The organism is Colwellia sp. 1_MG-2023 (genome assembly GCF_030546755.1).
Taxonomy (GTDB): Bacteria; Pseudomonadota; Gammaproteobacteria; order Enterobacterales; family Alteromonadaceae; genus Thalassotalea_H.
Window position 1 is genome coordinate 42,680 of sequence record NZ_JAUOPE010000017.1, and the last position, 25,438, is coordinate 68,117.

Below are 25,438 nucleotides of genomic sequence, written 5' to 3' on the forward strand. Positions count from 1 at the left end.
GCTTAAACTACACCATATCATCAAACGGATTTTGTTTTGGCAATGCTATTTTATGAGCAAAACCTGTCATGGCAATATCTTCAGCTGTGATATCAAGATCTTCATCCGATAACACACCGTCACCAAATTTATAAATGATATCAAATTGTGCATGATCAGCTTTTTCTTGGTATGCCAACTGTGCTTTTTCTACTAAGGCTAAACTTGCTTGATAACCTTGCATGGCTGCCTCACCATGACGTTTTGCCATCATAGAAAGTGTGACATTAGGCGAAAGTATGGTTGCAGTTGCATTATTGCCACCAAACCCTTTAGAGTTAATAAACGCAACGTCCATTTCTTGACAGTGCCAATGGTCGGTCGCAATATTTAAGCGTTCGCTATAAACATCATCAGCGACTTTATCAATCGTGGTAATACCGGGCATTATATTATGTGAAAAAACACCTAATGCCATGGCAACTTGGTCACCACTTGCCGGACCAATGGTATGACCGACGTACGCTTTAGGCGCTGCAACTGGCCAATTGTTAATATCGAAACTTTGCGCAAGGCGATCATATATTAAAGATTCTGTGACTCTATTTTGCGGAGTACTTGACCCATGCGCTAATATAAAACTACGATTTTGTACCGACTCTTTACCAACAATGCTGGTCGCTAATGCCACAGACTTTGCCATAGTAATATAGTTTCCAGGACCAGGAGCTGTGATAGATTTTTTAATACCATCAGCATTGGTATAAACATCAGCAACAGAGCCAAGTACTTTACAACCTAGCTCAACCGTTAACGCATCATCCATTAAAACAATAAACTGCGCCGCTTCACCTATGGTAAATCCGCAATTATCACCAAAAGGACGACTGGTTTTACGATGGTTTGCACTGCCTTGGGTAATGCCATCTAACTTTTTCAAGCCTTCTTCGTTGGCTAAAGCGCTCATATTGCCGAAGCCTTCAATAACTTCGGGTGTTATAGCACAGTCATTACTACCCACGATAGCCACACGAATTCGTCCTGCTTGAATGTCTTGTACCGCCGCTTTAAGGTTATATAAAAACGTGGCACAGGCACCGGTTGAAGTAAAAGTACTACCAACACTGCCTGTCACATAAGCATTGATGAAATCTGTCGACATAGTGTTTAAGCCAAGCGCTAAATTTTTCGTCGAAACACGTTCGCCTCGCATACGATTTTGCATCATGCCGCCAAGCCCTTCGCTTTGCACTTGCCCAAACACGGAAGCCGAGTAGGTGCCAACTTCATCAGGACTAATTTTACTGGCAATGTCATCCCAACTATATCCTGTTGAATGTATCGCATCGGCTGCGCCAAAAATCGTTGCTTGCAAACCTCTTGGTTGGTACCGACTATTATAAAGAACAGCTGGCTCAAAACCGGTAGGAAATTGTCCTGCAGCTTTAATAGGGTTATCACGCGTAGAGTCATGTTTGGCTTCAAATTCGCCAGCTATTTCAACACGGACTCTTTTATCGGCTAATTCAGTGATTGTCCAAGAACGTGGCAACGGAGTTGGCAAATCACGTGCTTTCGTTTCAAAAGTGATCGCTTGTTCACTTTGTCCCATCGTCATTTTTTGTTGCCAAGGGGTAGCATCAGGATCAAAATGATTTTTTTCAATTTTGCGAATTAACGTGCCATTTAGTATTTGTTCACCAAATAAAGACTCTACTTGACTCGCTTCAACCGTCGCTCCATTAGTATCAAGCAACTTACCTTCTTCAAATTTAAGGATATTCATTAACGTTGCTAAGCCAACAAACGTTTCTTGTCGAGCTTCTGCATTTAGTTTATCAATTACAATTCGGCGAAAGCCCTGATGAAATGATGTTCGACCTGCGGCGTTAATTCCGCCCATGCCAACAATAATAGGTAAAGCTGTCATTAATATTTCTCTTTATGCAAAAACTATAAATCTCTATGTTGTCTAGTGTAGAAATATTCTCAGACAAATTATGGTTATTTAAAGCCAAAAAATATGGCAAAATAGCCAAATGTAAGTTTATTTAGGTGAAAGTAACCAGATGAAGCGTCCAAAAATCAATATCGCGCTTATTTTATATGACGGCATGCTAGCAACTAGCGTGAGTTTACCGGTAGAAATGTTGCGAGCAGGTGAAGCAATCGGTATACAAGCTGATAAAAAAGCACCGCGTTTATCGATTCAAATGGTCGCCGAAAATGAAACGCCTGTAGTCACTCGAGCATTAATTAAACTTTTACCAGAATCAAGTGTGAAAAATGCTCGTAAGCCTGATTATGCGATCATTCCGAGTTTATGGCGTAACCCTCGTCCTTCAATACAAAAGCAACCACAATTAATTAATTGGCTGAAAGACATTTGGCATGATGGTTCAACTTTAATTGGCGGCGGTACTGGCGTATGCTTTATGGCTGAATCAGGCTTGCTTGATCACCACCCTGCAACCACGCATTGGCATTATGTGGAACAGTTCAAACGCGATTACCCTAAGGTATTATTAAAACCAGATTTTTTTATCACTCAGTCGGATCGTATTTATTGTGCTGCTAGTTTAAATGCCTTAGCTGATATCATTGTTCATATTATTTTTCAAATTTATGGCAAAACCGCGGCACAACACGTTGAGCGTAATTTTTCTCATGAAATTAGAAAACCTTACGAAGAACAACGCTATTTAGAAGGCGCTGTTGATAAACATTCTGATGAGTTAATCATTCAAATACAATTTTGGATGCAAACCAATCTTAATTCTTCCTTGCCTTTAAAAGAGGTTGCCGAACAGTTTGGCATCAGTCAACGTTCTTTCACCCGGCGTTTCAAAAACGCAATAGGCATTAGTGCGATGAAATATTGGCAACAATTAAAAATTGAAGCAGCCAAAGATTTATTAGCCTCAAGTAATCTATCGATTCAAGAGATTTCCTATCAAGTGGGATATCAAGATCAAAGTCACTTCACCAAACTATTCAAAAAGGCATTAAGTACCACACCAAAAGATTATCGCTTAATGGTTAGAAAGAAATTGTTTTCACAGTAAATTCAGTAATGCTTTAGGCAAGGTATCCATAAGAAACAGTCATGATTATTAGGCTGTTTAAATGATATCGTAACTCTTAAAGTTCATTATTCTGGCCGAAATAGATTTAAAAAATAATCATAAAAAAACACTGATCATTACAATCAGTGTTTATACTTTTTAAAATAATAGTGAGTTTATTTCGTCGCTTTTAATTTACGAGAGAATAAACCAATCATGCCTAGCGCCAAAATTGCGAATGAAGATGGTTCTGGAATTTGGGCTGTAAAAGCAATAGGAGGCTGGCCTTCCGTTGGAGAAGCAATAGTCCAGTCGGAAGCATAAAAAGTATTACCTGAGTGAGTGTCTTTAACACGTTGATAAACATACAGATTATCATCAACAACATCAGCTAAAGGACCACCTATAAAGGAGGCACCATTAGGTACATTAATATTCTGAATGGCCGTGATAAAATCAATTAGTGTACCTGTTGCATTAAACATAGCGATAGAGAAAGCTGTTCCATGATTAATAGGAATATTAAAATCAACATCTATATCATGACTCGGCTCTTCACCAACAACAAGAATATCGCCAGAAGCAAGAAAAAACGAATTAGTAAAGGTGAAAACATCAGAGCTACTTTCAAAAAAGTTTATGCTATAGCCTTGTAAATCAATGGCTGTATTACCTGTATTAACTAATTCTATATAATCTTCATCACCAAGGTTTACTTCATTGATGATCAAAGCAGCGTTTGCAGTTTGTATAAGTGTCGCTACGATTAATACCGTAGAGAAAAAGAGTGATTTCATATTCTTCCTTAAGTTGTATAACAATAATCAACAGTACTTGAGCAAGAATTAAACCAAAAAAAATACTTTATATTTATCAATAGGTTAAATATATAGTGCAATCAAAACATCAATAAGTGTAAAAAAACTCGACAAAATATTTAAGCTAACTTACTAATTATACGAAATAAATTTAATATTACGGACAAAACTCTTGCTGTAAAAAGCCAATCAGTCGCACGACTGATTGATTGGCAATACTGTAATAAATGGTTTGCGATTCACGGCGAGTTTTTACCAGTCCGTCATTTCTCAAACGCGCTAAGTGTTGAGATAAACTTGACTGACTCAAATCAATAAATTGATTCAATTCACTCACAGACAATTCTTTTTCGCCCAAATGACAAAGAATTAATAACCTGTTTTCATTACTCATCGCTTTCAGTAATTCCGCAGCTTGCCCGGCATTACTTCTCAATTCAGCGATATCAATTTCCTTTGTATGAGTCATTTTTCTCTACCTTATAAAACTATAATTGATATTACATTAGATTATGCTAATATAAAAGTATATTAACAAAATCTAATATACAAAGGATACTCACTTTGCATTATTCTCAGTTTTTACAATTTGCGCTAAATAAGCCAAAAACCATTTACGCAATGGTAATCACTATGGTGCTATTTAGCTTAGCAATGCTCCCTCAGCTCACTATCGATACCGATCCGGAAAATATGCTCAGCAGTCAAAACCCTGAACGCATTTTTCATAATAACATCAAAAAAACTTTCAATATGCCTGACATGATAGTGGTAGGCGTGGTCAGTGAACAAAGTATCTATCAACCTAAAAACCTAGCAATTTTACAACAATTGTCCGACGAAATTTTAAAAATTGACGGGGTAATTTCACAAGATCTATTGTCATTAAGTGTCGTTGATAACATTACTCAACAAGCGAATGGTGGAATTCGTTTTGAATATCTCATGCAACAAGCGCCTAAAGATTTTGCAGGAAGTCAAAAAATAGCTGACGCCGTAAAACGTTTACCGTTACTGGCAAATACCTTAGTGTCTGGAGACGATAAAGCTGCCGCTATTTATGTACCAATTAAGGCGAAAGATTTAAGTTACCCTATTGCCGAAAAAATAAGAGAAATCAATCAATCGTTTACTAACTCTGATTTAACGTTTCATATTACAGGGCTTCCGATTGCTGAAGATCAATTTGGCTACGAAATGTTTGTGCAAATGGGCATAGCAGCACCACTTGCCGGCTTAGCAATTTTTGTTTTGTTGTGGTATTTCTTTCGAAATTTTCCGTTAATCATTGCGCCAATGGCCGTTGCCATGGCGACCGTAATTATCATCATGGGATCATTAATCGGTCTTGGTTTTACCGTACATATTATGACCTCGATGATCGCCATCTTCTTAATGCCAATTGCGGTGGTCGATTCAGTACATATTTTATCCGAGTTTTCAGACCGTTATAAAGAAGGTGATGACACCAAGCAAGTGATTAAAAAAGTGATGTCGCATTTATTTACGCCAATGCTCTTTACTTCTGTTACCTCAGCCGTTGGTTTTTATTCTCTTTTGTTAACTCCTATTCCGCCCGTAAAAATCTTCGGGGCCTTTATTGGTACAGGTATTTTATTAGCGTTTTTATTAACGGTTATTTATTTACCTGCTTATTTATCGAGATTAAGTCAAAAGTCTTTAGCAAATTTACAGATTGCTGTGGCCAAAATGGAAGAAAAAGGCCGCCTTTCTACAAGCCTTTTATGGCTTGGTAACTTCGCAACGAAAAAAACAAAAGCCATTATATTTTCGTTTATTGGCTTATTTATCTTCAGCTTGGTTGGTATCAATAAAATCGTTATCAATGATAATCCGGTTAACTGGTTTAAAGCCGATCATGAAATTCGCATTGCCGATAAAGTCTTAAATGAACACTTTGCAGGCACTTATGATGCATGGTTAGTTTTCAGCCAACCTCAACAAGGCGTACAACAAGCAGAGCTGTCATTTATGCAGTTAATTGCTGATGCGAGCCAACAAGGAATTGATTTATCAAGTATTAATGACCACTTAGCACAATGGAAATTAACAAGCGATAAAAGCATCTTTAGCCAAGCCTTGTTAATAAAATTAGATGATTTAGCCTTTAGTGCTGCCACGGAGCATCAAGCTACCATTGATCAGTTATACCAATTTGCCGATCAACAATTTGCTCAACAAAAATTATTTATGCAACCTGAGATGTTAAATTGGCTTGCTGACTTACAAACGGCACTAAACAATACGTCATTAGTGGGTAAAACCAATGGTTTAAGCGATATTGTACGTACCGTTAACCGAGAACTACATTCAGGCGAAGATCATGATTTCGTCATTCCCAAAACCAGTAATGGCGTTGCGCAAACTTTATTACAATATCAATCTTCACATCGTCCAAATGATCTATGGCATTTTGTCAGTCAAGATTATCAACAATCATTAATTTGGCTACAAATGACCAGTGGTGATAATCAACACACTGCTGCCGTTGTTGAGTGGGTAAATAACTACCTACAACAAAACCCTGCGCCTGTTGATGTTGAAATGAATTGGGCAGGAAAGTCGTATTTGAATATTGTTTGGCAAGATGCCATGGTAAACGGCATGCTTAACAGTTTACTGTCTTCCTTTATCATTGTATTTTTAATGATGGCCTTGCTATTTCGCTCCATCAAATATGGCGTATTAGCTATGCTACCGCTTACCTTTACCATTAGTTTAATTTACGGTTTAATCGGTTGGTTAGGAAAAGCATACGATATGCCTATCGCCGTACTTTCAGCACTAACCTTAGGACTTTCAATCGATTTTGCTATTCATTTTTTACAACGTACGCGTGAATTAGAAAAACAAACCGAGAGCTTAGCAAAAGCATTACAACTGATGTTTGAAGAGCCTAGCCGTGCTATTTCAAGAAATGCCATCGTCATAGCAATTGGCTTTACGCCATTATTGCTCTCCCCGTTAATGCCTTATATTACCGTCGGATTTTTCTTAGCAAGTATCATGATAGTTTCGGCCTTAGTGACATTGGTTTTATTGCCCGCCTTGTTAAGCTTTTTTTCAAATAGTCAGACAGCTAAAAACCAAGCTTAGTTTATTCATTACAGAGAAAAATAATACAGGATACATGATGTTAAATTTTTTAAAGAAAACTCGCTTGATTACCTTAAGTTTTTTAACCTTGATGACATCAGCACATGCGGCGGTGAATGTTGATGACATCATCAAAAAAAGTAACTTAGCGTCATATTATGCAGGCGAAGACGGCAGCGCTCAAGCAAGGATGATCATTGTCGATGCCAATGGAAATAAACAAATGCGTCAATTTACGATTTTGCGTAAAGACCAAGAAGATCTCGGCGATCAAGATATGTTGGTGTTTTTCTCTCGACCAACCGATGTGCAAGGGACGGTTTTTCGAGTCACCAAAAAAGTACAAGGCGATGATGATCGGTGGTTATATCTACCCGCTCTCGATTTAGTAAAACGCATTTCAGCAGGTGATAAGCGCACCTCGTTTGTCGGTGCTCACTTTTATTATGAAGATGTTTCAGGTCGCAATCCAGCAGAAGATAACTTTACTTTCATAAGCAGCGACGATAACTCGTACTTAATTAAAGCTGAGCCCAAAGACCCATCAAGCGTGGAATATGCTTTTTATCAAATCACCATTGATAAAAATACTTATTTACCGATGAAAGCAAGCTATTTTAATGAACAGCAAGAAATAATTCGCGAAATGCAGGTGCTTGCGGTGCAAGATATTGAAGGTTTTCCGACAGTGGTTCACGCCAAAATGACGCAATTAAGTGATGGCAGCTTCACTGAAATGCAATTTAGAAATGTAAAATATAATGTTGGATTACCAGAAAGCATATTCTCTGAACGTAGCCTAAGAACACCTCCTAAAACTTGGTTAAGATAGTGAAAAAAGTGACTTTCATTCAAATGATATTACTGCTTGGTTTATCAATATCAAGCAGTCAGGTATTTGCCCAAACGGAGCAGGCTCATAAATCCACGAATAAACTTGAGACAGAAAAAACGAGCCAAGCCACAAAGCAAATACCAAGTTTATCTACTGATGTTTGGCAAGATGAATGGGCAAACGATTGGCAAGAAACCACTGAATTATCACCGTGGAAATTCGGTTACTTTGCTGAAGTCGCTTACGGTAGGTTCATGCAAAATAATGTTGTTGAGTCTAATACTTCATTAAGCGAATTACGAGGACGCGTCAATGTTGATTATAGCCATGAGTTATTCGAATTCACCGCAAAAGGTGATTTACTCTTTGATGAGGTGTTACAGCAAACTGATGTTAATACCAAAGAATTAAACATTGCTTTTAGTCCGTTAAATAACCTTGACGTAAAACTTGGTAGACAAGTACTCACCTGGGGCACTGGCGATTATGTTTTTCTCAATGATTTATTTAACAAAGATTGGCAATCTTTTTTTTCTGGCCGAGATGATGAATATTTAAAATCTGCCTCAGACAGTGTGCGAATGACCAGCTATTGGCGAGATTTCACCCTTGATCTCGCATGGACGCCAGATTTTTCACCTGATAATTACCTTACCGGAGAACGCTTCTCATTCTATTCACCTATATTGAAACGTAATATCGCCCCTAATGAAAATTTTATAGTTGAGCAAACTCAAGACTCGCAATGGTCAGCTCGCCTCGCAACGAGTATACAAGGGGTTGAATATGCCCTGTATGGTTATAAAGGGTTTTGGACGACACCGCTTGGCATTAATCATCAAGGCATGGCATATTTTCCAAAGATGAATGCCTGGGGTGCGAGCGCGTTAACTCCTTTAAGTAATGGCATTTTTAACGTTGAATTTTCTATCTATAACAGCCTTGAAGATAGCCAAGGAAACCAAGCCGCTATTCCTAATAGCCAAGTCAGAGCGTTAATGGGTTATGAACAAGAAATAGTAAAAAACTTAACGGTTGGCTTACAATATTACCTTGAAAAAACCCAACAATATGACGCTTTCATACAATCAACATTATTTCAGTCAACATTATTTGCAAATGAGCAAGTTGACGAATATCGACAATTAGCCACGGTTAGATTGCGTTATTCTACGTTGCAACAAAAGTTGGTTTATTCATTATTCGCCTTCTATTCCCCAACCGACCAAGACAGTTATTTAAAGCCTGCAATCCACTATAGATACAACGATAATTATAGTTTTAGTGCAGGGGCAAATATTTTCTCAGGTAGTAAACCTTACACCTTTTTTGGTCAACACCAAGCAAATACGAATGTTTGGTTTAGAGGACGCTTTAGCTTTTAGTGTTTTTTCAATCAATAAGACAGGAATGAACGATGAAAACAAATATCTCTTTAGAAACCGCCATCATTCGTTTTGCCGGATTTATGGTGCTCTTGTCCGTTGCCTTAACCTATTGGCTGCACCCTAATTTTATCTGGTTCACGGTATTTATTGGCGCCAATTTATTTCAGTCATCGTTTACCAGCTTTTGTCCTGCAGCAACTATTTTTAAAAAGTTTGGTCTACAAAGCAGCGCAGAAAAGTAAAGCAGCAGAAAAGCCAGAAATCCCTTGTCTCTACTTGTCACAATCGCTTAGGTGCGGCACACTAGAGCTTATATAATTTTATCGATTAATTGATTACAAATAGAGACTGAAATGAGCGAAATGTTGATAGCACAAAACCAAATTAGCCAAATGTTAACCATGCAAGATGCCATGAATGCCAGAGTGAGTGAAACGTGGCGTGATAATGGCTATGAATGGTATCGAGCTATCTGGGTTGAATGTGCAGAAATGCTTGACCACCATGGCTGGAAATGGTGGAAACATCAAGAAATCGATGTCGCGCAAGTACAATTAGAATTAGTAGATATCTTTCACTTCGGACTAAGTTTACGATTAATGACCGGTGCTACCGTAAGCGATATTACGACACAACTTGCTACTGAGCTAACTCAGCAAACCGATGAAACTGATTTTAAAATAGCGCTTGAAAATTTGGCATCTGCTGCGGTTACAAATAAAGCATTTGATGCCATTGCATTAGCTGACTGTATGCGTTTAATGAACATGGATCTAGATGAGTTATTCCGTCAATACGTTGGTAAAAACACGTTGAATTTTTTCCGTCAAGATCATGGCTATAAAGAAGGCACCTATATAAAAATTTGGCATGGCGAAGAAGATAATGAAGTGCTAGCAAAATTAGTGAATGAGTTAGACGCCAGCGCTACTGATTTTCAACAGCAACTTTATGATGCCTTAGAAGCTAAATATCCAAGTTAAATACGTTTTCTTATTTATTAGATGAATATGCGCTCCTAAATATTTGAGCGCATATTAACGCTTCATTCTCCATCTTTATTCCACGGTCCAATTACAATTCTCAATTACTTTTTCGCAATAACACTCACATTAAATACCGTAATAAATGGCGAGTAAAATTAATTAATCTCTATGGCACATTCCGTGCTTATTCCATAGTAATTATATAAACGTCAAAATTTTGAATTACCGGAGATGACTATGGAACTTATACTTTTCGCCATGATCAGCCTTATTGTTATTGTTGCTTTATTAGCCAGTCGCTTAAACGATAATAGCTTTCCTTTTCCTTTTGAGAAAAAGCAGGTTGTCTTTACCGCGGCTGAGAAAAATTTTCAGAATTTAGTTGAGCAAGCGTTAGGGCCAAAATACCGTGTTATAAATCGCGTGAAATTATCAGATATGGTTACCATTAGAAATGGCGTTTCTTCTAAAGCCGGACAAACAGCCACCCATAATGCTGACAATAAATATTTAGATTTTGTTATTTGTGATCGTGACACTATGCGATTACTCGCCGCAATTGATTTAGTCGATACCCAAGGAAAAGGCTATAAAGTCAAAAAAGATTGGTTTGTTAGTGGTGCCTTAGAAGCTGCCACGATTCCTCATTTACGCATTAAAGTAAAAAGTAATTATAGTCTGGATGAAATTAGATCTTGTATTAACAGTCGATTATTAGGTAATTCAGCCCCTGCCCCTAAAGTTAAAGGCCGAGTTATTCCTGCACCTTTAGTGAAAGCTCGTAAGAAAGCAAATCCTGAGCAATCTTCAACTGGCGTAATTACTTCAGCGGCAGCAATTGCTCAAGCAAACTTAAACAAACAAATACCCGCTCCCCAGCAAGCGGCATTACCTCATTAATTAAATAATAGATAACTCAAAGGCAGAACATATATGCCTTTGAGTTATGATTTACCCCGGCAACACTTCTATTTATCTTCAACATTTTTCGCTTTCATTGACAAAATCGGGGTTGAATGAATCAAGGGATTCTCCTCTTTATCAGATTCAGGTTATAATCACGTGTATCTAACGACTTAATTTTGAAGAAGAATCATGAAAGCAGGCATTATCGGTGCAATGGAACCAGAAGTTGCAATTTTAAAAGCACAACTAGTAGATGCAACAACCTCACAACTAGGCGGTTATACTTTTTATCAAGGACAACTGGCAGGCAATGACGTTGTAATTGTTCAATCAGGGATTGGCAAAGTTGCAGCAGCGTTAGCAACCGCCTTTTTAATACATGAATTTAAGCCTGATTATGTTGTGAACACTGGCTCTGCTGGTGGTTTTGAACAATCATTGAAAGTTGGCGATATCGTGATCAGCTCTGAAGTCAGATATCACGATGTCGATGTAACCGCTTTTGGTTATGAAATAGGCCAACTTCCGGCTAATCCTACGGCGTATATACCTCATCCAATGTTAGTGGATGCCGCTAAATCCGGCATTGCGCAATTAAATGATCTTCAAACCTTGGTCGGCTTAATCACCACTGGTGATACCTTTATGACCAAGGAAGACGATATTGCCAAAGCTCGGCATAATTTCCCTACCATGGCAGCAGTTGAGATGGAAGGTGCGGCCATTGCACAAACGTGTCATCAATTAAATACACCTTTTGTCGTGATTCGCTCTATGTCAGATATTGCAGGTAAAGAGTCACCTACGTCATTTGAAGCATACTTAGAAACGGCTTCGGTTAATTCATCACAGTTAGTGCTAAATATGCTTACTAGTTTACAAGGTAAAACTTTGTCTTAATTCTAGGATATTGCATGATTGATGTTTATAACGCCCTGCCACAAATAGCACAATATATTCTTGTGCTATTAGGCGTGGTGTTTTGTAAAATTTCGTTCAATAAAATATCGCCATCATTGACTCAACAATCCGCATTTATTTTTTATCGGTTTTATTGTCAGCAACTTGCTGAAAAAGTGAATAAAGAAAAAAACAGCGATTCGCAACGCAAGATTGCAGGTTTTATTGCTAGCGTTATCACCATCACGCCTTTAATGATTATTGTTTGGCTCTTTGAAGAATTTATTGCTGTGCCGATAATTTGGCAAGCTTTGTTGTTATTTGCTGCACTAGGGAGTTTTAATTTAAATAACCTTGGGAAAGCTGTAGCGACCCAACTTAACGTTCAAGATAAATACCAAGCGAAACAAACCTTATCGCCTTGGCTGTCGCGTGACAGTGACCAATTATCGCCTATCGGCATCAGTAAAGCTTGTATTGAAATGTTGATCTTAAGAAAGTTTCAACAACAATTTGCCATCGGTTTTTTCTTTATTTTTATCGGGCCGTTAGCGGCATTAAGTTTTCGATTACTGTTAGAAACGCATTACAGTTGGAACATTAAACATCATCAGTTTCGATTTTTCGGTCGTTTTATCAATAAAACCATCAACATATTACAATGGTTGCCTAGCCGACTGTTTTTATTGTTACTTGTATTAACCTCGATAAATCAAAATATTTTATTATTTTGGCGACTGGTTAAAAAATTATTTTTTACTAATAACAACAGTATTTTCATCGCATATTGCGCTTATATTTTAGGAATAAAATTGGGCGGTGTTGCTATGTATAGTAAAAATAAGATACGTCGCGTATCGTTCAACGACCAAGGACAGCAACCGCAAGCAAAAGATATTATTGCCACGATGAAACAATTAAATTTAGTGATGACCTTAGCGTTTGGGATATTAATTTCAATCGTCATTGTCACTGCTATACTCGTTAAACAATAAACGTTAAACACGATTAAGGCTAATGCTAATGAAATCTCAACTCACCTTTGTTTTACTCGTTTGTTATTCACTATTTGGTTATGCCAATGAGATACGTACTATTTCACAGCAACAATTACTTAGTATGCAACATGCCCCAAAAGCCCCTGAATTTATTATCCTTGATGTGCGCAGTAACGAAGAATTTAAAGCGGGTCATATTAACGGCGCCTTAAATATTAGTCATGACACGATAGAGCAGCATTTAGATAAATTATCGGGTTACCAAGATAAAACCGTGATCGTACATTGTCGCTCAGGCCGAAGAGCAGAAATTGCTGAAGCGACACTACAAGCAAAAGGTTTTACTCAACTCAAGCATTTAACCGGCGATTATCAAGGTTGGGTGAATGCCGACCTACCTCTCGTAAAAGAGTAATCTATGTTTGAATTGTTACGTTGGTTAGATTTATTTGGAGTGATCGTTTTCGCGCTTTCTGGCGCACTAATGGCCGGCCGATATAAACTTGACCCATTTGGTGTTGTAGTATTGGCGGCTGTTACTGCCGTTGGTGGCGGTACAATTCGCGATGTTATTTTAGGTACTACTGTGTTTTGGGTTGCAGATCCTATCTACTTATTGGTTATTTTAATCACGGCTATTTTAACCATATTAATCATACGTAGACCTAAACGAATTCCTAAACGCTTTTTATTAATTGCTGATGCATTTGGCTTAGCCTTATTTGCCGTTTTAGGGACACAAAAATCATTAGACTTAGGTGCGCCAATTCCAGTTGCTATTGTTATGGGAACCATTACGGGTGTTGCAGGAGGGATGATCAGAGACGTGTTATGTAATGTGATACCTATGATTTTAAGGCAAGAGGTATATGCTTTAGCGGCAATGCTAGGTGGCTGTTTATTCGTGGTTTTTCATTCTTTTGGTTTTTCTGAAAATGTCTCCACTATTTGCGCGATTGTTGGTGCACTCAAGTTAAGACTAGCAGCAATATATTGGCAAGTATCACTGCCCGCCTTCCATATTTCAGAAAAAGAAGAATGAACGAAATTTAAAATTCAATAAGCTTAAGAGAGGGAGCAGCTCAAAACAAACAACTAAGCTTCAATTCCCCAGCCATCGTTATAACCATTAAATTTGGCAGCAATTTGTTCAAGTTGCGCTTCTTGAGCAACAATAGCATCGTAATCGGGTAACATATTAATCGTACAATCTAAATCCCAAACATTCGGGGTTTCATCAGGATGAATACTTAATTGCATATCAGGCGCTTTTTCTTTTAGCATTTTTGCCATGGCTTCTGCCTGTTCTTTTTTCTCAAACAATTGAAAAAATACTACGGGGTGAACTATAGTTAAATCAACACCTGCGGCGTGCATTTCTGCTAATACTTGGCCTGTATCATCGTTTGGAAAAGTCATAAAAAAATCACCTAATTAAATTCAGCGTCATTATAAACATCAAAGAGAAAGTATGATAGTTAAGACGTTAATTACTTGTAGCAAGGGTACAAAAATTATCAACACATACTGCTTTTGTCGAATCATTATGATGATCACAGTGGCCAATGGCGGTTTTATCTCGATTCGCCTTCTTTAATTGTGAAGCCCCAATTACATTCACCGCCACTTTGCAAGTTAAATCAATAAAATCAACTTCTGCCACTCGGCATTGTTCATTAGAAACACACGTGAGGTTTTGAGCAACTATCGCTAAATTGATCGATTTTTTGGCTTTATCTGCTGCTACTTCAACCACTGAAATTTCACTAGTCGATGGATAATCTTTTTGATTAGCTTGTTGCAGCTTCTTTTCTTCAAGCTGGCGATTATAAGCTTCATGTTGCTTTTCATTGTTATGAAGTAAAACCCCAAAGCCTAAGAGGATCATAAAAAAAACCGACAATACTAACAATGATATATATAGCCATTTCATCTTTTCAACCGCCCTCTTAACGACTAAGGTGATCCTAATGGTAAGGTTTTCATCATGGCGCGAACGGCTTGTTGAATTTTATCTTGTACTTCTTGGCTATTGTCTTGTGGGCGAATTTTTAGCGGGTAAACACTTCGCCAAACAGAGCGTTTATCTTGCTGATCAACGATATCTAGCACTAAACTGCCGGGGGAGACTTGCCATGATTTTTTATCTTGCACCGCTAAACCTGAATGTAAACACGGATCGCAATATTTCACGCCTTGATTATATTTAGTCAAATCTTGCCTATTTTGGATTAAATGATAGCCAACAATGACATTCGCCTTTTCATTAGATTGATAAACCAAACCTTTATTGTCAAAGCTCCGTTCAATGGCGGTTTCAATATTATTACGAGTGGCGTAACTTATGTTTTGAGATTCGCCAAACACTGAATTTCGAGGATAAGTACTATAAGATTCAATATTAGAAAAGTTGAAGTTGCTTTTAAATTTTGCCGTCGCGATAGGCTGGCTTGAACAACCAAACAGTAACAAAACACTTAAACCAAAGGTCAAGGGTATTTTATTTATCATAAATATTTAGCAAACCTAGTAGCATTAATGCTAATCAGCCTACCTTAGCCACTGAATAATTCAACTATTTAAATATTTGTTATAATTTAAGACTCACATTAACACCGATAAATCAATATCTTGAAAGCTTAATACTTTTCCGCCAAATTCATCGGCAAACTTTTGAGCATCACTTTGCTGACTAAAGCTTGCAAGGGTTTTGCCCATGGCTCCTGTTTTTTCAGAGCCCGCAACAAACCACGCGGCTTTCGCGTCGATAAAATAATTATCGTTCGGCGAATCCCAAGGAGATTTACTCATATCATGTACATATAACGTGGTGACATTGCGTTTATTTTCTGGCTCGAGATAAAAGCTAAACATGTCACGCGTTGAACAAAACTTGTGAACCTTTTTTCCCTCTTCTTCTGTTACCCCTTTTCGAAATAGCTCCCCTTTGGGACCGGCAAAATGAGTAATTAACATACCGCATAAATGACACTCATCAGCTGACTCTATCGCAGCAGCTTGATGAATAGTTTGATGTCCTTCTTCATGCTTAGAACAAGCAGTAAACAATGACACGATAAGTAAACAGCAGATTAGTTTTGATAAAGATTTCATAGTTTTCATTCTTTTTAATATACAATTAAAGTGTTTTTTTCATAAAAATAAAATTAGCGCCAATTAAAGGCAGCATCACCCAAGTAATGAGCACTAAAAATAATTGCCCTTGCGTTAAGCTAGATTTTATCGCAATTGCCAACGCACCGTTTACATCGCTGCTGTCAAGGCCAGCTAAATTGACTAACCTAAAAATATCAGATGGACTAAACATCATAATTTGCGTTAATCCTTGCTGACTAACACCCTGCTCTACTCCCACCAATAATGCTAACAAGGCTAGATCAAATACCAGAGCAAAGAAAAACCAAATCAGTAAAGCAATACCCGCTGCTTTAGATTTTTCGTTGACCGCTAAACTGATGACATAAGCAATGGCGGTAAAACTTAAGCCAAGTAAAACCGCACTAGCAATGAAAGTACTGAATAAACGGAGCACTTCAACATCATTCACTTGCAGATACAAAATCAGTGCTGATGCGCCAAATCCTAGCAATGTAGCTAAAGCTATAATCCCGCCTTGCCCGATAAATTTACCGAGTAATAATTGTGTTTTACTTAACGGGTAAGTTAACAGCAAAAGTAACGTGCCGCTTTCTTGCTCGCCAACAAAGCTGTCATAACTTAACAACAGGGCAATTAATGGGATCAAAAAAACGGCTAAACTCGCCAAACTCGCAATAGTGGTTGAAAGTGAAGTTACCCCTACTTCTCCCGAAGCAACCGCCCCGAAATAGGTTAAACCTATGGATAAGACCGCAAAAATAAGGGTAATTGAGATTAACCAACGGTTTCGTAAACCATCAAAAAATTCTTTCCCGGCAACGGCTAATATTTGATTCATACTAAGCTCCTGCACTTAATTTTTTATCATTGCCAACGTTTTTATTTTGCTGCAAATAATATTGATAGACCTGTTCTAAATTTGCTTTATCAATATCAATGTCACAAATAGATTCAAAGGTTAACAAGTAACGTAACATTGCGACTTTATCTTGCTCTGGCACCTTTAATATTGAATCGCTCTCGTCATTCGATAGGTATTTTAGTAAATGTGCATCATGTCTTAAGGTGCCATTTAATCCATGAGGTGTTATTTTTATCGGTAAGTTCGCTTGTTGACGTAACTCAGCTAACGTGCCAATCGCTAACATATTGCCCGATGAAAGTATCATCGCTCGATCAATATGTTGTTCAACACCGGGTAAAACATGCGAACATAAAATAACGCTTGTTCCTTGGCTTTTTAATTGATCAACCGTTTGATAAAAATCAGCTGTTGCGATGGGATCTAACCCAACGGTTGGTTCATCAAGTAATAATAATTTGGGCTTACCAATAAACGCTTGAGCTAATCCTAAGCGTTGGCGCATGCCTTTTGAAAAAGTTTTCACCGGTTTTTTCATCGCGTGCGCGACACCGACTTGCTCTAATAATTCAATGGCATGCTGTTTCGCGGCTTTAGGGTAGAAACCTTTCAATCGAGCAAAATAAGTTAATACTTCTAACCCGGTTAAATGTTCATAAAAACTAACATTTTCAGGTAAGTAACCGATTTGTTCTCGCATATGCCATGCGGCTTTTGTATCAGGAGCAACCCCCATGACATTTACCTCACCATGACTCGGTGAAATAACCCCTAAGATCAGTTTCATCATAGTGGTTTTACCCGCACCATTATGGCCAAACAGACCTAACACTTCACCTTGATTCAATTGCATATCTATCAAATTCAACGCGGTTAATTTAGGATATTGCTTACCTACCTTTGATAAGGTAATTAAAGGAGAAGTAGTCATTAGTGCACGTCCTTAACATTAAGTTTTGCAAGGCTTAACTCAATATTTGAATTGTCTTCAGGTTTGTTAGCATGGGGTGATTTCATCAGCGGGAAACTATCTTTAACCCCAGAAGGTTTAAGAATTGGAAATTGTCTTTGCACCCATCGTAATATGATCACTGCAGGGCTATCCATGAGCATTTTCATTTCAGGATATTGCCACATCAGTTTGTCGATACCATCATTTGGCTCAAAAATGACATCACCAATTTTATCGTTATTCATATCCCAACCTAAATAATTACTCCAATAATTACCCACACCATCTTGGCTCCATTCTTGGTTTTTATTAGATACATACTTTACTTGTGTCGGATTATTGATAAAGCTATTCGCATAAACCTTAGTATTTTCAGAGCCAGCGGTTAAATGTATGCCAATTTCTGTGGTATCTATCACATTGCCATAAATCGAATTGTACGCCGAGTTATAAACAAATAACCCTTTACCATCTCGACCCAATACTTTGTTTTCTGGCTTAGTCCACACATCTTTAATGTGATTATTACTAATGATTGAAGAGGTTATAAAGTTCATTAAAAAGCCGTAATCTTCACTATCAAAGGTGCTATTACCATCAACCGTCAGGTTTCGAGAGCTCATTAAGGCATAACCCGCTCGCGTGTTATAGGCGGTATTGTTAAGCACTTTATTGCTATGAGAATACATATAATGAATACCGTAACGTAAATCGTGCATGGTATTGTTTTTAAGAACATTCCCTTGGCTTGAAATAATATATAAGCCATCTCGGGTGTGAAAAACTTCGTTGTCTCGCACTTCAACATTTTTAACAATAGAGAGTTGAATACCATTGCCACGATCAGCTGAACGTATGGCTAAATTCCCTTCAATGGTATTTTTAATCACCTGAATTGATTCACCTTTTTGTAACCAAATACCAAAACCGTCGCCTTTAAGGTAATTGTTTTGAATAACCAAGTGACTGGCTTTCTCATCAGAATATATACCCGAATGTTGCTCTGTTAAATCACTGCCCCAATTTTCAATCGTTAAATTCTCAATGGTGATATGGGAATTTTTCAACAATAACGCGTGACCATCACCTTGGGCATCAATGATCGCCTTTTGTTGCTCATTAGGTTTAGTAGTTAAATGAATAGCACGATAAATAACAAAATTTCCTCGATAACGACCAGCAGACAAGATTATGGTGTCGCCATCAATAGCGTTATCAAGCACCTCCTGTAAATTATCGTTTGGTAACACCGTGACTTCGTTAGCGTTAGCTGGTGTCATCAGCAAAGGCATAAAGCTAAACAGCACAATAATCAAACGTTGAGCGTATTTATTTATCATAAATTTCGTGTTCTTCTATAACGTAGAAAAAGCATAACACCGATTAAATGTTATGCTTTTGATCTTAGTTAATAAACGGGCTGTTTTTATGTTTCAACAAACATTCTGCCGCGCATTTCCATATGTAAGGCATGACAGAACCAGTTACAGTAATACCATTGAACACCAGGTTTATCTGCAGTAAAGGTAATTGAAGCGGTTGCTTGAGGACCAATCTCCATTTGCACACCATGGTTGGTCATACAGAAACCATGCGTAACATCTTCAACTTGGTCAAGATTTGTCACTATAACCGTTACTTCATTACCTAACTTAACGTTAAAAGATTCCATTCCGTATGTAGGGGCAATTGACGTCATGTAAACACGCACTTTATTGCCATCACGAATCACTTTGTTCTCAGTATAAACATCAACGCCATCACGTTTAGCTTGAGCGATGGTTTCTGCAAACATTGCATCATCTCTTGGCCATATTTTAAGCGGTTTCATTTTACTGCGATGAACTATCATACAATCATGTGGTTCTGCATAAGTAGGTCCATCATGAACCAACTTCATTTCATCACCTGAAATATCAATTAACTGATCATTTTCTGGACGTAATGGGCCAACAGGTAAAAACCTGTCTTTTGAAAACTTACATAATGCAATTAACCATTTACCATCTGCATCTCGAGTTTCGCCGGCAGATGTATGGTTATGACCTGGTTGATAATGAACATCTAATTTCTGACGAATATAGTTAACTTTTTTACCGTTATGAGCATCAATCGCATCTTGCACATTCCATTTAGCAATTTGGCTATCAAGAAATAACGTAGTATAGGCATTACCTTTATTATCAAACGCGGTATGTAGTGGACCTAAACCTAATTCAGGCTCAGCGACAATGGCATCACGTGGCTTAATTTTGTTAGCAAATAATGAATCTAATTTCTTGATAGATATAATAGATACTGTTGGAGATAATTTACCATTGGCAACAAAATATTCACCATTTGGCGAGGTATTCATACCGTGTGGAGATTTAGGCACTGGAATATAACGGGTTAATTCAGAGCCTTTAGTACCATCAAGTACCGGAACATTATTACCGTTATAGGTTTTAAATTTGCCCGCTTTAAGCGCCGCTTCACATCGTGCCAAGCTAAAGACAACCACATGGTCACGCTCAGACGAGATCATGTCACCTAAGTTCATGCCCATTTCTGAATTGTAACAAGTAGAAGCAAAGTATTTCCCGTCGTAATCAGCATCGGTATTATCTAAATTACCGTCTACCATTACTTGGAAAGCAATTTCCATTTTCTCAGCATCAATCACATTAAATAACGAACGATACGTGCTGACATCTTTCATACCGCCTTTGCCGTCATTGTTCATCGGAATTTCAAATTCACCGTTACAAATAACGTATTTAGTGTAAGGGACTTTTTGGACACGTAACCCGTGTATTGCTTGTACATTTGGAATGGTGATCATTTTGTCACATTTCATAATGTCACAACGTATACGAGCTACCCGAGAATTAGCTTTATCGTTAATAAAAACATATTTACCATTATACCGACCATCCGTCATACTCATATGTGGGTGATGTGAATCACCGGCATGTAAGTGTGCACTCTCGCCTTTAATTCGTTTACTTTCTTCTGTTAATCCCCAACCGGTCGCACTATCAGTATTAAATACCGGGATACGCATTAATTCACGCATTGATGGAACGCCCAATATACGCACCTCACCTGAATGGCCACCACTCCAAAAGCCGTAATATTCATCTAAATCACCAGGGCCAACGTGAGGACTATTAGCCGCTTCACTGCGTTGCGCTTGCGCCATAGATGAAAACATAGCAGCGGTCATAGGAGCAGCAATAGCGCCGGCACCAATTAATGCTGTTTTACCAAAAAACTTACGTCTATCTTCACTTTCTAGCTCAACATTATTTGAGCTTTTATCTTCATTACTCATACTCTTCCCCAGTTATTTTATCTATAAACTTTTTTACGTTTGTCAATTAAGCAACATTGACGGTTTCTATTTCGTTCTCTTTAAAGCGATTCTTTTTACGTGCTAATTTTTTCAATGGCGGACATTTTTCCTCATTAAAATAAGTGACTTGGCAATCTAAGCAGTAATGACATTCACGCATGTTGATTACGCCATCTGGATTAATGGCTTGAATTTCACATTCTTTGGCACATGTTTTACAAGGCTGGCCACATTCAGGACGACGACGTAACCAACTAAATAATCGAACACTATTGCTGGTAGATAATGCGGCACCTAATGGGCATAAATATCGACAGAAAAATTTACGATTAAAAATGTTGATAATAAGTAACGCTGCTGCATATAAAATAAAGGGCCATTCACGATCAAATTTCAGTAAAAAGGTGGTTTTAAAAGGTTCTATTTCGGCAAATTGCTCAGCCAGAGCCAATGATTCCATCGATAAACCAAATAAACCAAGCAAGATTAAATATTTAATGGCCCATAAACGCTCATGCACAGCCCAAGGCAATTCAAATTGCGGAATTTTTATGTAACGAGCAAAAATATTCATCAATTCTTGTAAAGCACCGAATGGACACAACCACCCACAATAAACCGCACGTCCCCACAAAATCATGGTGACTGCCGCGGCACACCATAAGATAAAAATAATAGGGTCGAGTAAGAATAAGTCCCATGAAAAGTCGGTCATGAAGGCTTGCAAGAAAGTAAAGACATTAACAACAGATAGTTGTCCGCCCCAAGACCAACCAATAAATACCACGGTGACAACAAGAAACGCGTGTCTAAAGTTATGCATAAAGGTAGGATGGCGAACCAAAATATCTTGAAAAAATAAACTCATCACCACAATAGCGAGCAAGACCACTAAAATAATCACTTCGGTGTTTTTTTCTTGCCATACCTGTTGAGTCAATGTTAATTCAGGCTCAGGTAAAATCACTGGCGGGCGATCAACATAATGATCTAACGTATGGTAGTCGCCTTTAAAGCTAGTAAATAAACTATCTACTGCACCTAACTGGCGTCGTACGAGTAATTCAAGTTGCCAATCTACGCCTGGATTAAACTCATGTTGAGCCCGAACAATAAATAACGACATTTCTTTAAACGCAGGCGCATCTTCAAGATAAAGGTCAGTCACACGATTATGGTCTAAGTCTCTAAAAGCAAACGCACCGCCATTTTGTAAAATTTGAATACGATCAAAAATGCCGCCACGTACGTAACCTGAACCTTTATAAGAATAGCCATTACCTAATAATATGATGGCATGCTCATTTGGCTTTAAGCTGCTCATCAGCCATTGATATTCAGCATCGCCCAATAGATTCCGGCCAACCGTTGGTATATTGGCTTGGGCAAAATAAATATCAGCAAACATATTCTGTTTTTGCTCAGCATTGGCTGCATCAATGTGTTCAGCTTCTGTACCAACAAAAGCTTCATCAACCATTTTTCGATCTAGCGTTAACCGTCGAATAGAGCCATCACCAATAAGCCCTTGCCATGATGATTTTTTGTAAACATCAGGGTAAATCGTTGACATGGGTTGAATAATTTCTTGGCTAGCGCTAATGATACCGAGTGAACGTGCCACTTTAGTTGCTGATTTAGTAATGGCAACATTCATCACCATCACAGTTACTGTAGCGCCCGATAAACCATCAATATGAATAGTGTTTTCTTGCTTATTGTTGCCACCTACTTTTAAGCGATCACTAACAGACAAACCGTCATATTGCTCTGCAAACGCATGCAACTTGCTTTCAGGAATACCCGCAAGAATAATTGGTTCATGATGTTCTAGTACTTTAGCGCCGAGGTATACACCTTGAGGATTGATGGCAACCAACATGTTCACTGGTTCACCAGAATAAGCCGGAATTTTCGCAATATCATTGGTTTCAAAGGCGTAACCAATAATTTCGTTCTCTTTATAAATAGTCCACACCAAAGGATCACCCGCTTTCTCACTAATACGGGTGAGCTCTGGAAATATTTGATGAATAAGTGGAATAGGGTCTTTAGGAGGACTAACAAACAAAGCATTGGCAGACATACTTGTGCACAACAAAGCAGCTGCTAGCAGAAACATATGAACAACATTTTGTATATATTTTTGAATATGAATCATTAACTCTTACTAAGTAGCACTGCAGTTGGATCATCAACTGCGACAATATGTCGCATATACTACGTAAGTGTTGTATTAGGGATTTGATCTAGATCATGATCTAAATTTTGCTTACCAGAGTATTTAAAAAAACCTGATTTAGATCAATATTTAGGAAAATGTGAATTTTGAAGAGGTATTCTAAAGTGTGTTAATTACCTAACATTAATATTGGGAGCTGTGTTAATTTCACCATCCATTTCAATGGTTGCGACATGATTATCAACGGTCATAAAAGCGACATTTCCAGCGGTAGAACAACGAATATATGCTAATTCATAACCGTATTTCGTTAAACTACTGGCGGCAAATTTTTGCGCTAAGGTCAAGTTCGACCATAATTCATCAAAATTATTCTGACTCGATCGTCGCTCAATTAAGGGGTCCCTTATGTGGTTTAGTTCCATGAAAAAATACCTTAAAAATTACTTTAAAAAACTAAGTGCTTTTATTAAGCATTTTATATTCCATTATTATTTACCATCGACAATTCAATGAGTTACATTGACTTCGCGAAAGTTAACAACTGCTATTGTAAAAAATTTTGACGTGTACGTAGACCATATTACACACATAAAAAAGCCAATACTAAATATTGGCTTTTATCGATGAGTTTTCGGGTTAATTTAAAAGTTAGTGCTAGTAATCTACTGTATGGTCACTCTGGCAAATTTACGTTTACCCACTTGATAAACCGCTGTAGAACCCGCTGAAATAATCACTTTATTGTCAGCTACTTTTTCGCCATCAATTTTAGCGGCACCTTGTTTAATCATGCGCATTGCTTCAGATGTACTAGCCACTAACCCTGCTTCTTTCAAAAGATTAGCAATGGCTATTTCCCCGTTATCAACAGTTAGTGTTAATTCAGGCATTTCATCTGGCATCGCACCTTTTTGAAAACGATTAATGAACTCCTGATGAGCCGCTTGGGCAGCATCTTCATCATGAAAACGAGCTATTAACTCTTTTGCCAAGTCAATTTTAACATCACGCGGATTAGCACCGCCGGCAATATTTTCTTTGTAGCTTTCAATTTCCTCAATCGGCTTAAAGCTCAATAATTCATAGTATCGCCACATTAAATCGTCAGAAATAGACATAATTTTACCGAACATTTCTGTTGGGCTGTCTGTTATTCCTATGTAGTTATTTAATGATTTTGACATTTTTTGCACGCCATCCAACCCTTCTAATAAAGGCATCATTAATACTGTTTGAGGACGCTGACCTTCTGACTTTTGTAACTCTCTGCCCATTAATAAGTTAAATTTTTGGTCTGTACCGCCCAATTCAACATCTGATTCAAGAGCGACAGAATCCCAACCTTGAACTAGTGGATACATAAACTCATGGATAGCAATTGACTGTCCGCCAGCATAACGCTTTTTAAAATCATCACGCTCCATCATGCGAGCAACTGTTTGACGTGAAGCAAGTTTTAACATGCCCGCAGCACCAAGTTTTTCCATCCAAGTGGAATTAAATTCAACGCGTGTTTTCGCAGGATCTAAAATTTTAAATACTTGTTCTTTGTATGTTTCTGCATTGGCTAAAACGTCCTCTTGAGTAAGAGGCTTACGCGTGACATTTTTACCTGTTGGGTCGCCAATCATGCCTGTAAAGTCACCAATCAAAAAGATAACTTCATGCCCTAATTGTTGAAATTGACGCAGCTTATTAATTAATACTGTATGACCTAAATGGAGATCAGGTGCTGTAGGATCAAAACCCGCCTTAATTTTAAGCGGCTTACCTTGCTTTAATTTTTCTAATAGCTCATCTTCCAGCAAAATTTCTTCGGCGCCGCGTTTTATTTCTGCAAACGCTAGGCTGACATCTGACATCAATTTAACTCCAATTACAGGGATAATTTAAACAATAATTGACGAATTCTACTGTAAATTCATAGCCTGTGAAACGTCAAAGATTGTTTCATTACATATTATTTTGTTATAGTAAACGACAGATGTCG

General features: G+C 37.9%; 25 protein-coding genes. 11 read left to right on the forward strand and 14 right to left on the reverse strand.

Translation table 11 applies throughout. The features are described from left to right. Window positions 1-7: 7 nt before the first annotated feature. Window positions 8-1,909, reverse strand: a complete 1,902-nt coding sequence (locus Q4493_RS16350) for a beta-ketoacyl synthase (RefSeq protein WP_303454926.1) — start codon at window positions 1,907-1,909, stop codon at window positions 8-10. A 139-nt stretch (window positions 1,910-2,048) separates the two neighbouring features. Between Q4493_RS16350 and Q4493_RS16355 the strand changes: the two genes are divergently transcribed. After that, window positions 2,049-3,044: a GlxA family transcriptional regulator gene (locus tag Q4493_RS16355; protein WP_303454929.1), complete on the forward strand. Its 996-nt coding sequence runs from the start codon at window positions 2,049-2,051 to the stop codon at window positions 3,042-3,044. A gap of 176 nt (window positions 3,045-3,220) precedes the next feature. On the opposite strand, the gene Q4493_RS16360 is transcribed toward Q4493_RS16355, so the two are convergent. After that, window positions 3,221-3,841: a lamin tail domain-containing protein gene (locus Q4493_RS16360; RefSeq protein ID WP_303454932.1), complete on the reverse strand. Its 621-nt coding sequence runs from the start codon at window positions 3,839-3,841 to the stop codon at window positions 3,221-3,223. A gap of 178 nt (window positions 3,842-4,019) precedes the next feature. Next, window positions 4,020-4,331 (reverse strand): helix-turn-helix transcriptional regulator, encoded by a 312-nt coding sequence (locus tag Q4493_RS16365; RefSeq protein WP_303454934.1) that lies wholly within the window; start codon window positions 4,329-4,331, stop codon window positions 4,020-4,022. 95 nt (window positions 4,332-4,426) lie between these two features. Here Q4493_RS16365 and Q4493_RS16370 point away from each other — a divergent pair, with 95 nt between their 5' ends. From Q4493_RS16370 to Q4493_RS16415, 10 genes are all read left to right on the forward strand, one after another. Continuing rightward, complete coding sequence (locus tag Q4493_RS16370) at window positions 4,427-6,979, forward strand: RND family transporter (protein ID WP_303454936.1); 2,553 nt, start codon at window positions 4,427-4,429, stop codon at window positions 6,977-6,979. Between the two features lie 37 nt (window positions 6,980-7,016). Then, window positions 7,017-7,811 (forward strand): outer membrane lipoprotein-sorting protein, encoded by a 795-nt coding sequence (locus tag Q4493_RS16375; RefSeq protein ID WP_303454939.1) that lies wholly within the window; start codon window positions 7,017-7,019, stop codon window positions 7,809-7,811. Continuing rightward, entirely contained in the window at window positions 7,811-9,199 is a 1,389-nt protein-coding gene (locus tag Q4493_RS16380; protein ID WP_303454941.1) for a hypothetical protein, read from the forward strand. Before Q4493_RS16375 ends, Q4493_RS16380 begins: the two co-directional genes overlap by 1 nt. Before the next feature lie 44 nt (window positions 9,200-9,243). After that, window positions 9,244-9,444 carry a DUF2892 domain-containing protein gene (locus tag Q4493_RS16385; protein WP_303455028.1) on the forward strand — a complete coding sequence of 67 codons (201 nt, stop codon included), beginning with the start codon at window positions 9,244-9,246 and terminating at the stop codon, window positions 9,442-9,444. A gap of 111 nt (window positions 9,445-9,555) precedes the next feature. Beyond that, window positions 9,556-10,185, forward strand: coding sequence for a dUTP diphosphatase (locus Q4493_RS16390; RefSeq protein ID WP_303454943.1), 630 nt, complete (start codon window positions 9,556-9,558; stop codon window positions 10,183-10,185). Window positions 10,186-10,425: 240 nt separating this feature from the next. Then, a complete protein-coding gene (locus Q4493_RS16395; protein WP_303454944.1) occupies window positions 10,426-11,088 on the forward strand; it encodes a DUF2726 domain-containing protein in 663 nt (220 codons plus the stop codon). Between the two features lie 195 nt (window positions 11,089-11,283). Then, on the forward strand, window positions 11,284-11,994 hold the full coding sequence (mtnN, locus tag Q4493_RS16400; RefSeq protein ID WP_303454946.1) for a 5'-methylthioadenosine/S-adenosylhomocysteine nucleosidase: 711 nt from the start codon (window positions 11,284-11,286) through the stop codon (window positions 11,992-11,994). 14 nt (window positions 11,995-12,008) lie between these two features. Then, window positions 12,009-12,989 carry a cobalamin biosynthesis protein gene (locus Q4493_RS16405; protein WP_303454948.1) on the forward strand — a complete coding sequence of 327 codons (981 nt, stop codon included), beginning with the start codon at window positions 12,009-12,011 and terminating at the stop codon, window positions 12,987-12,989. Window positions 12,990-13,017: 28 nt separating this feature from the next. After that, window positions 13,018-13,407: a rhodanese-like domain-containing protein gene (locus Q4493_RS16410; protein ID WP_303454951.1), complete on the forward strand. Its 390-nt coding sequence runs from the start codon at window positions 13,018-13,020 to the stop codon at window positions 13,405-13,407. Between the two features lie 3 nt (window positions 13,408-13,410). Beyond that, the gene (locus tag Q4493_RS16415; protein ID WP_303454955.1) at window positions 13,411-14,034 is read left to right on the forward strand and encodes a trimeric intracellular cation channel family protein; all 624 of its coding nucleotides are present in this window, start codon (window positions 13,411-13,413) and stop codon (window positions 14,032-14,034) included. Between the two features lie 53 nt (window positions 14,035-14,087). On the opposite strand, the gene Q4493_RS16420 is transcribed toward Q4493_RS16415, so the two are convergent. The 11 genes from Q4493_RS16420 to tyrS form a co-directional block, all read right to left on the reverse strand. Further along, complete coding sequence (locus tag Q4493_RS16420; RefSeq protein ID WP_303454957.1) at window positions 14,088-14,411, reverse strand: ribonuclease E inhibitor RraB; 324 nt, start codon at window positions 14,409-14,411, stop codon at window positions 14,088-14,090. A 67-nt stretch (window positions 14,412-14,478) separates the two neighbouring features. Then, window positions 14,479-14,880: a hypothetical protein gene (locus Q4493_RS16425; RefSeq protein ID WP_303454959.1), complete on the reverse strand. Its 402-nt coding sequence runs from the start codon at window positions 14,878-14,880 to the stop codon at window positions 14,479-14,481. Window positions 14,881-14,948: 68 nt separating this feature from the next. Beyond that, window positions 14,949-15,503: a DUF4136 domain-containing protein gene (locus Q4493_RS16430; protein WP_303454961.1), complete on the reverse strand. Its 555-nt coding sequence runs from the start codon at window positions 15,501-15,503 to the stop codon at window positions 14,949-14,951. 93 nt (window positions 15,504-15,596) lie between these two features. Further along, window positions 15,597-16,106 carry a nitrous oxide reductase accessory protein NosL gene (locus tag Q4493_RS16435; protein ID WP_303454964.1) on the reverse strand — a complete coding sequence of 170 codons (510 nt, stop codon included), beginning with the start codon at window positions 16,104-16,106 and terminating at the stop codon, window positions 15,597-15,599. A 25-nt stretch (window positions 16,107-16,131) separates the two neighbouring features. Beyond that, window positions 16,132-16,950, reverse strand: a complete 819-nt coding sequence (locus tag Q4493_RS16440) for an ABC transporter permease (protein ID WP_303454966.1) — start codon at window positions 16,948-16,950, stop codon at window positions 16,132-16,134. Between the two features lies 1 nt (window position 16,951). Beyond that, complete coding sequence (locus Q4493_RS16445; protein WP_303454969.1) at window positions 16,952-17,905, reverse strand: ABC transporter ATP-binding protein; 954 nt, start codon at window positions 17,903-17,905, stop codon at window positions 16,952-16,954. Then, window positions 17,905-19,218 carry a nitrous oxide reductase family maturation protein NosD gene (locus Q4493_RS16450; protein WP_303455029.1) on the reverse strand — a complete coding sequence of 438 codons (1,314 nt, stop codon included), beginning with the start codon at window positions 19,216-19,218 and terminating at the stop codon, window positions 17,905-17,907. The genes Q4493_RS16445 and Q4493_RS16450 overlap by 1 nt, the downstream gene beginning before the upstream one ends. Before the next feature lie 134 nt (window positions 19,219-19,352). After that, window positions 19,353-21,242, reverse strand: coding sequence for a TAT-dependent nitrous-oxide reductase (gene nosZ, locus Q4493_RS16455; protein WP_303454972.1), 1,890 nt, complete (start codon window positions 21,240-21,242; stop codon window positions 19,353-19,355). Between the two features lie 46 nt (window positions 21,243-21,288). Continuing rightward, the gene (nosR, locus tag Q4493_RS16460; RefSeq protein ID WP_303455030.1) at window positions 21,289-23,349 is read right to left on the reverse strand and encodes a transcriptional regulator NosR; all 2,061 of its coding nucleotides are present in this window, start codon (window positions 23,347-23,349) and stop codon (window positions 21,289-21,291) included. Between the two features lie 269 nt (window positions 23,350-23,618). Continuing rightward, the gene (locus Q4493_RS16465) at window positions 23,619-23,870 is read right to left on the reverse strand and encodes a hypothetical protein (RefSeq protein WP_303454975.1); all 252 of its coding nucleotides are present in this window, start codon (window positions 23,868-23,870) and stop codon (window positions 23,619-23,621) included. A gap of 240 nt (window positions 23,871-24,110) precedes the next feature. Further along, window positions 24,111-25,310, reverse strand: coding sequence for a tyrosine--tRNA ligase (tyrS, locus tag Q4493_RS16470; protein WP_303454977.1), 1,200 nt, complete (start codon window positions 25,308-25,310; stop codon window positions 24,111-24,113). Between the last annotated feature and the right edge of the window lie 128 nt (window positions 25,311-25,438).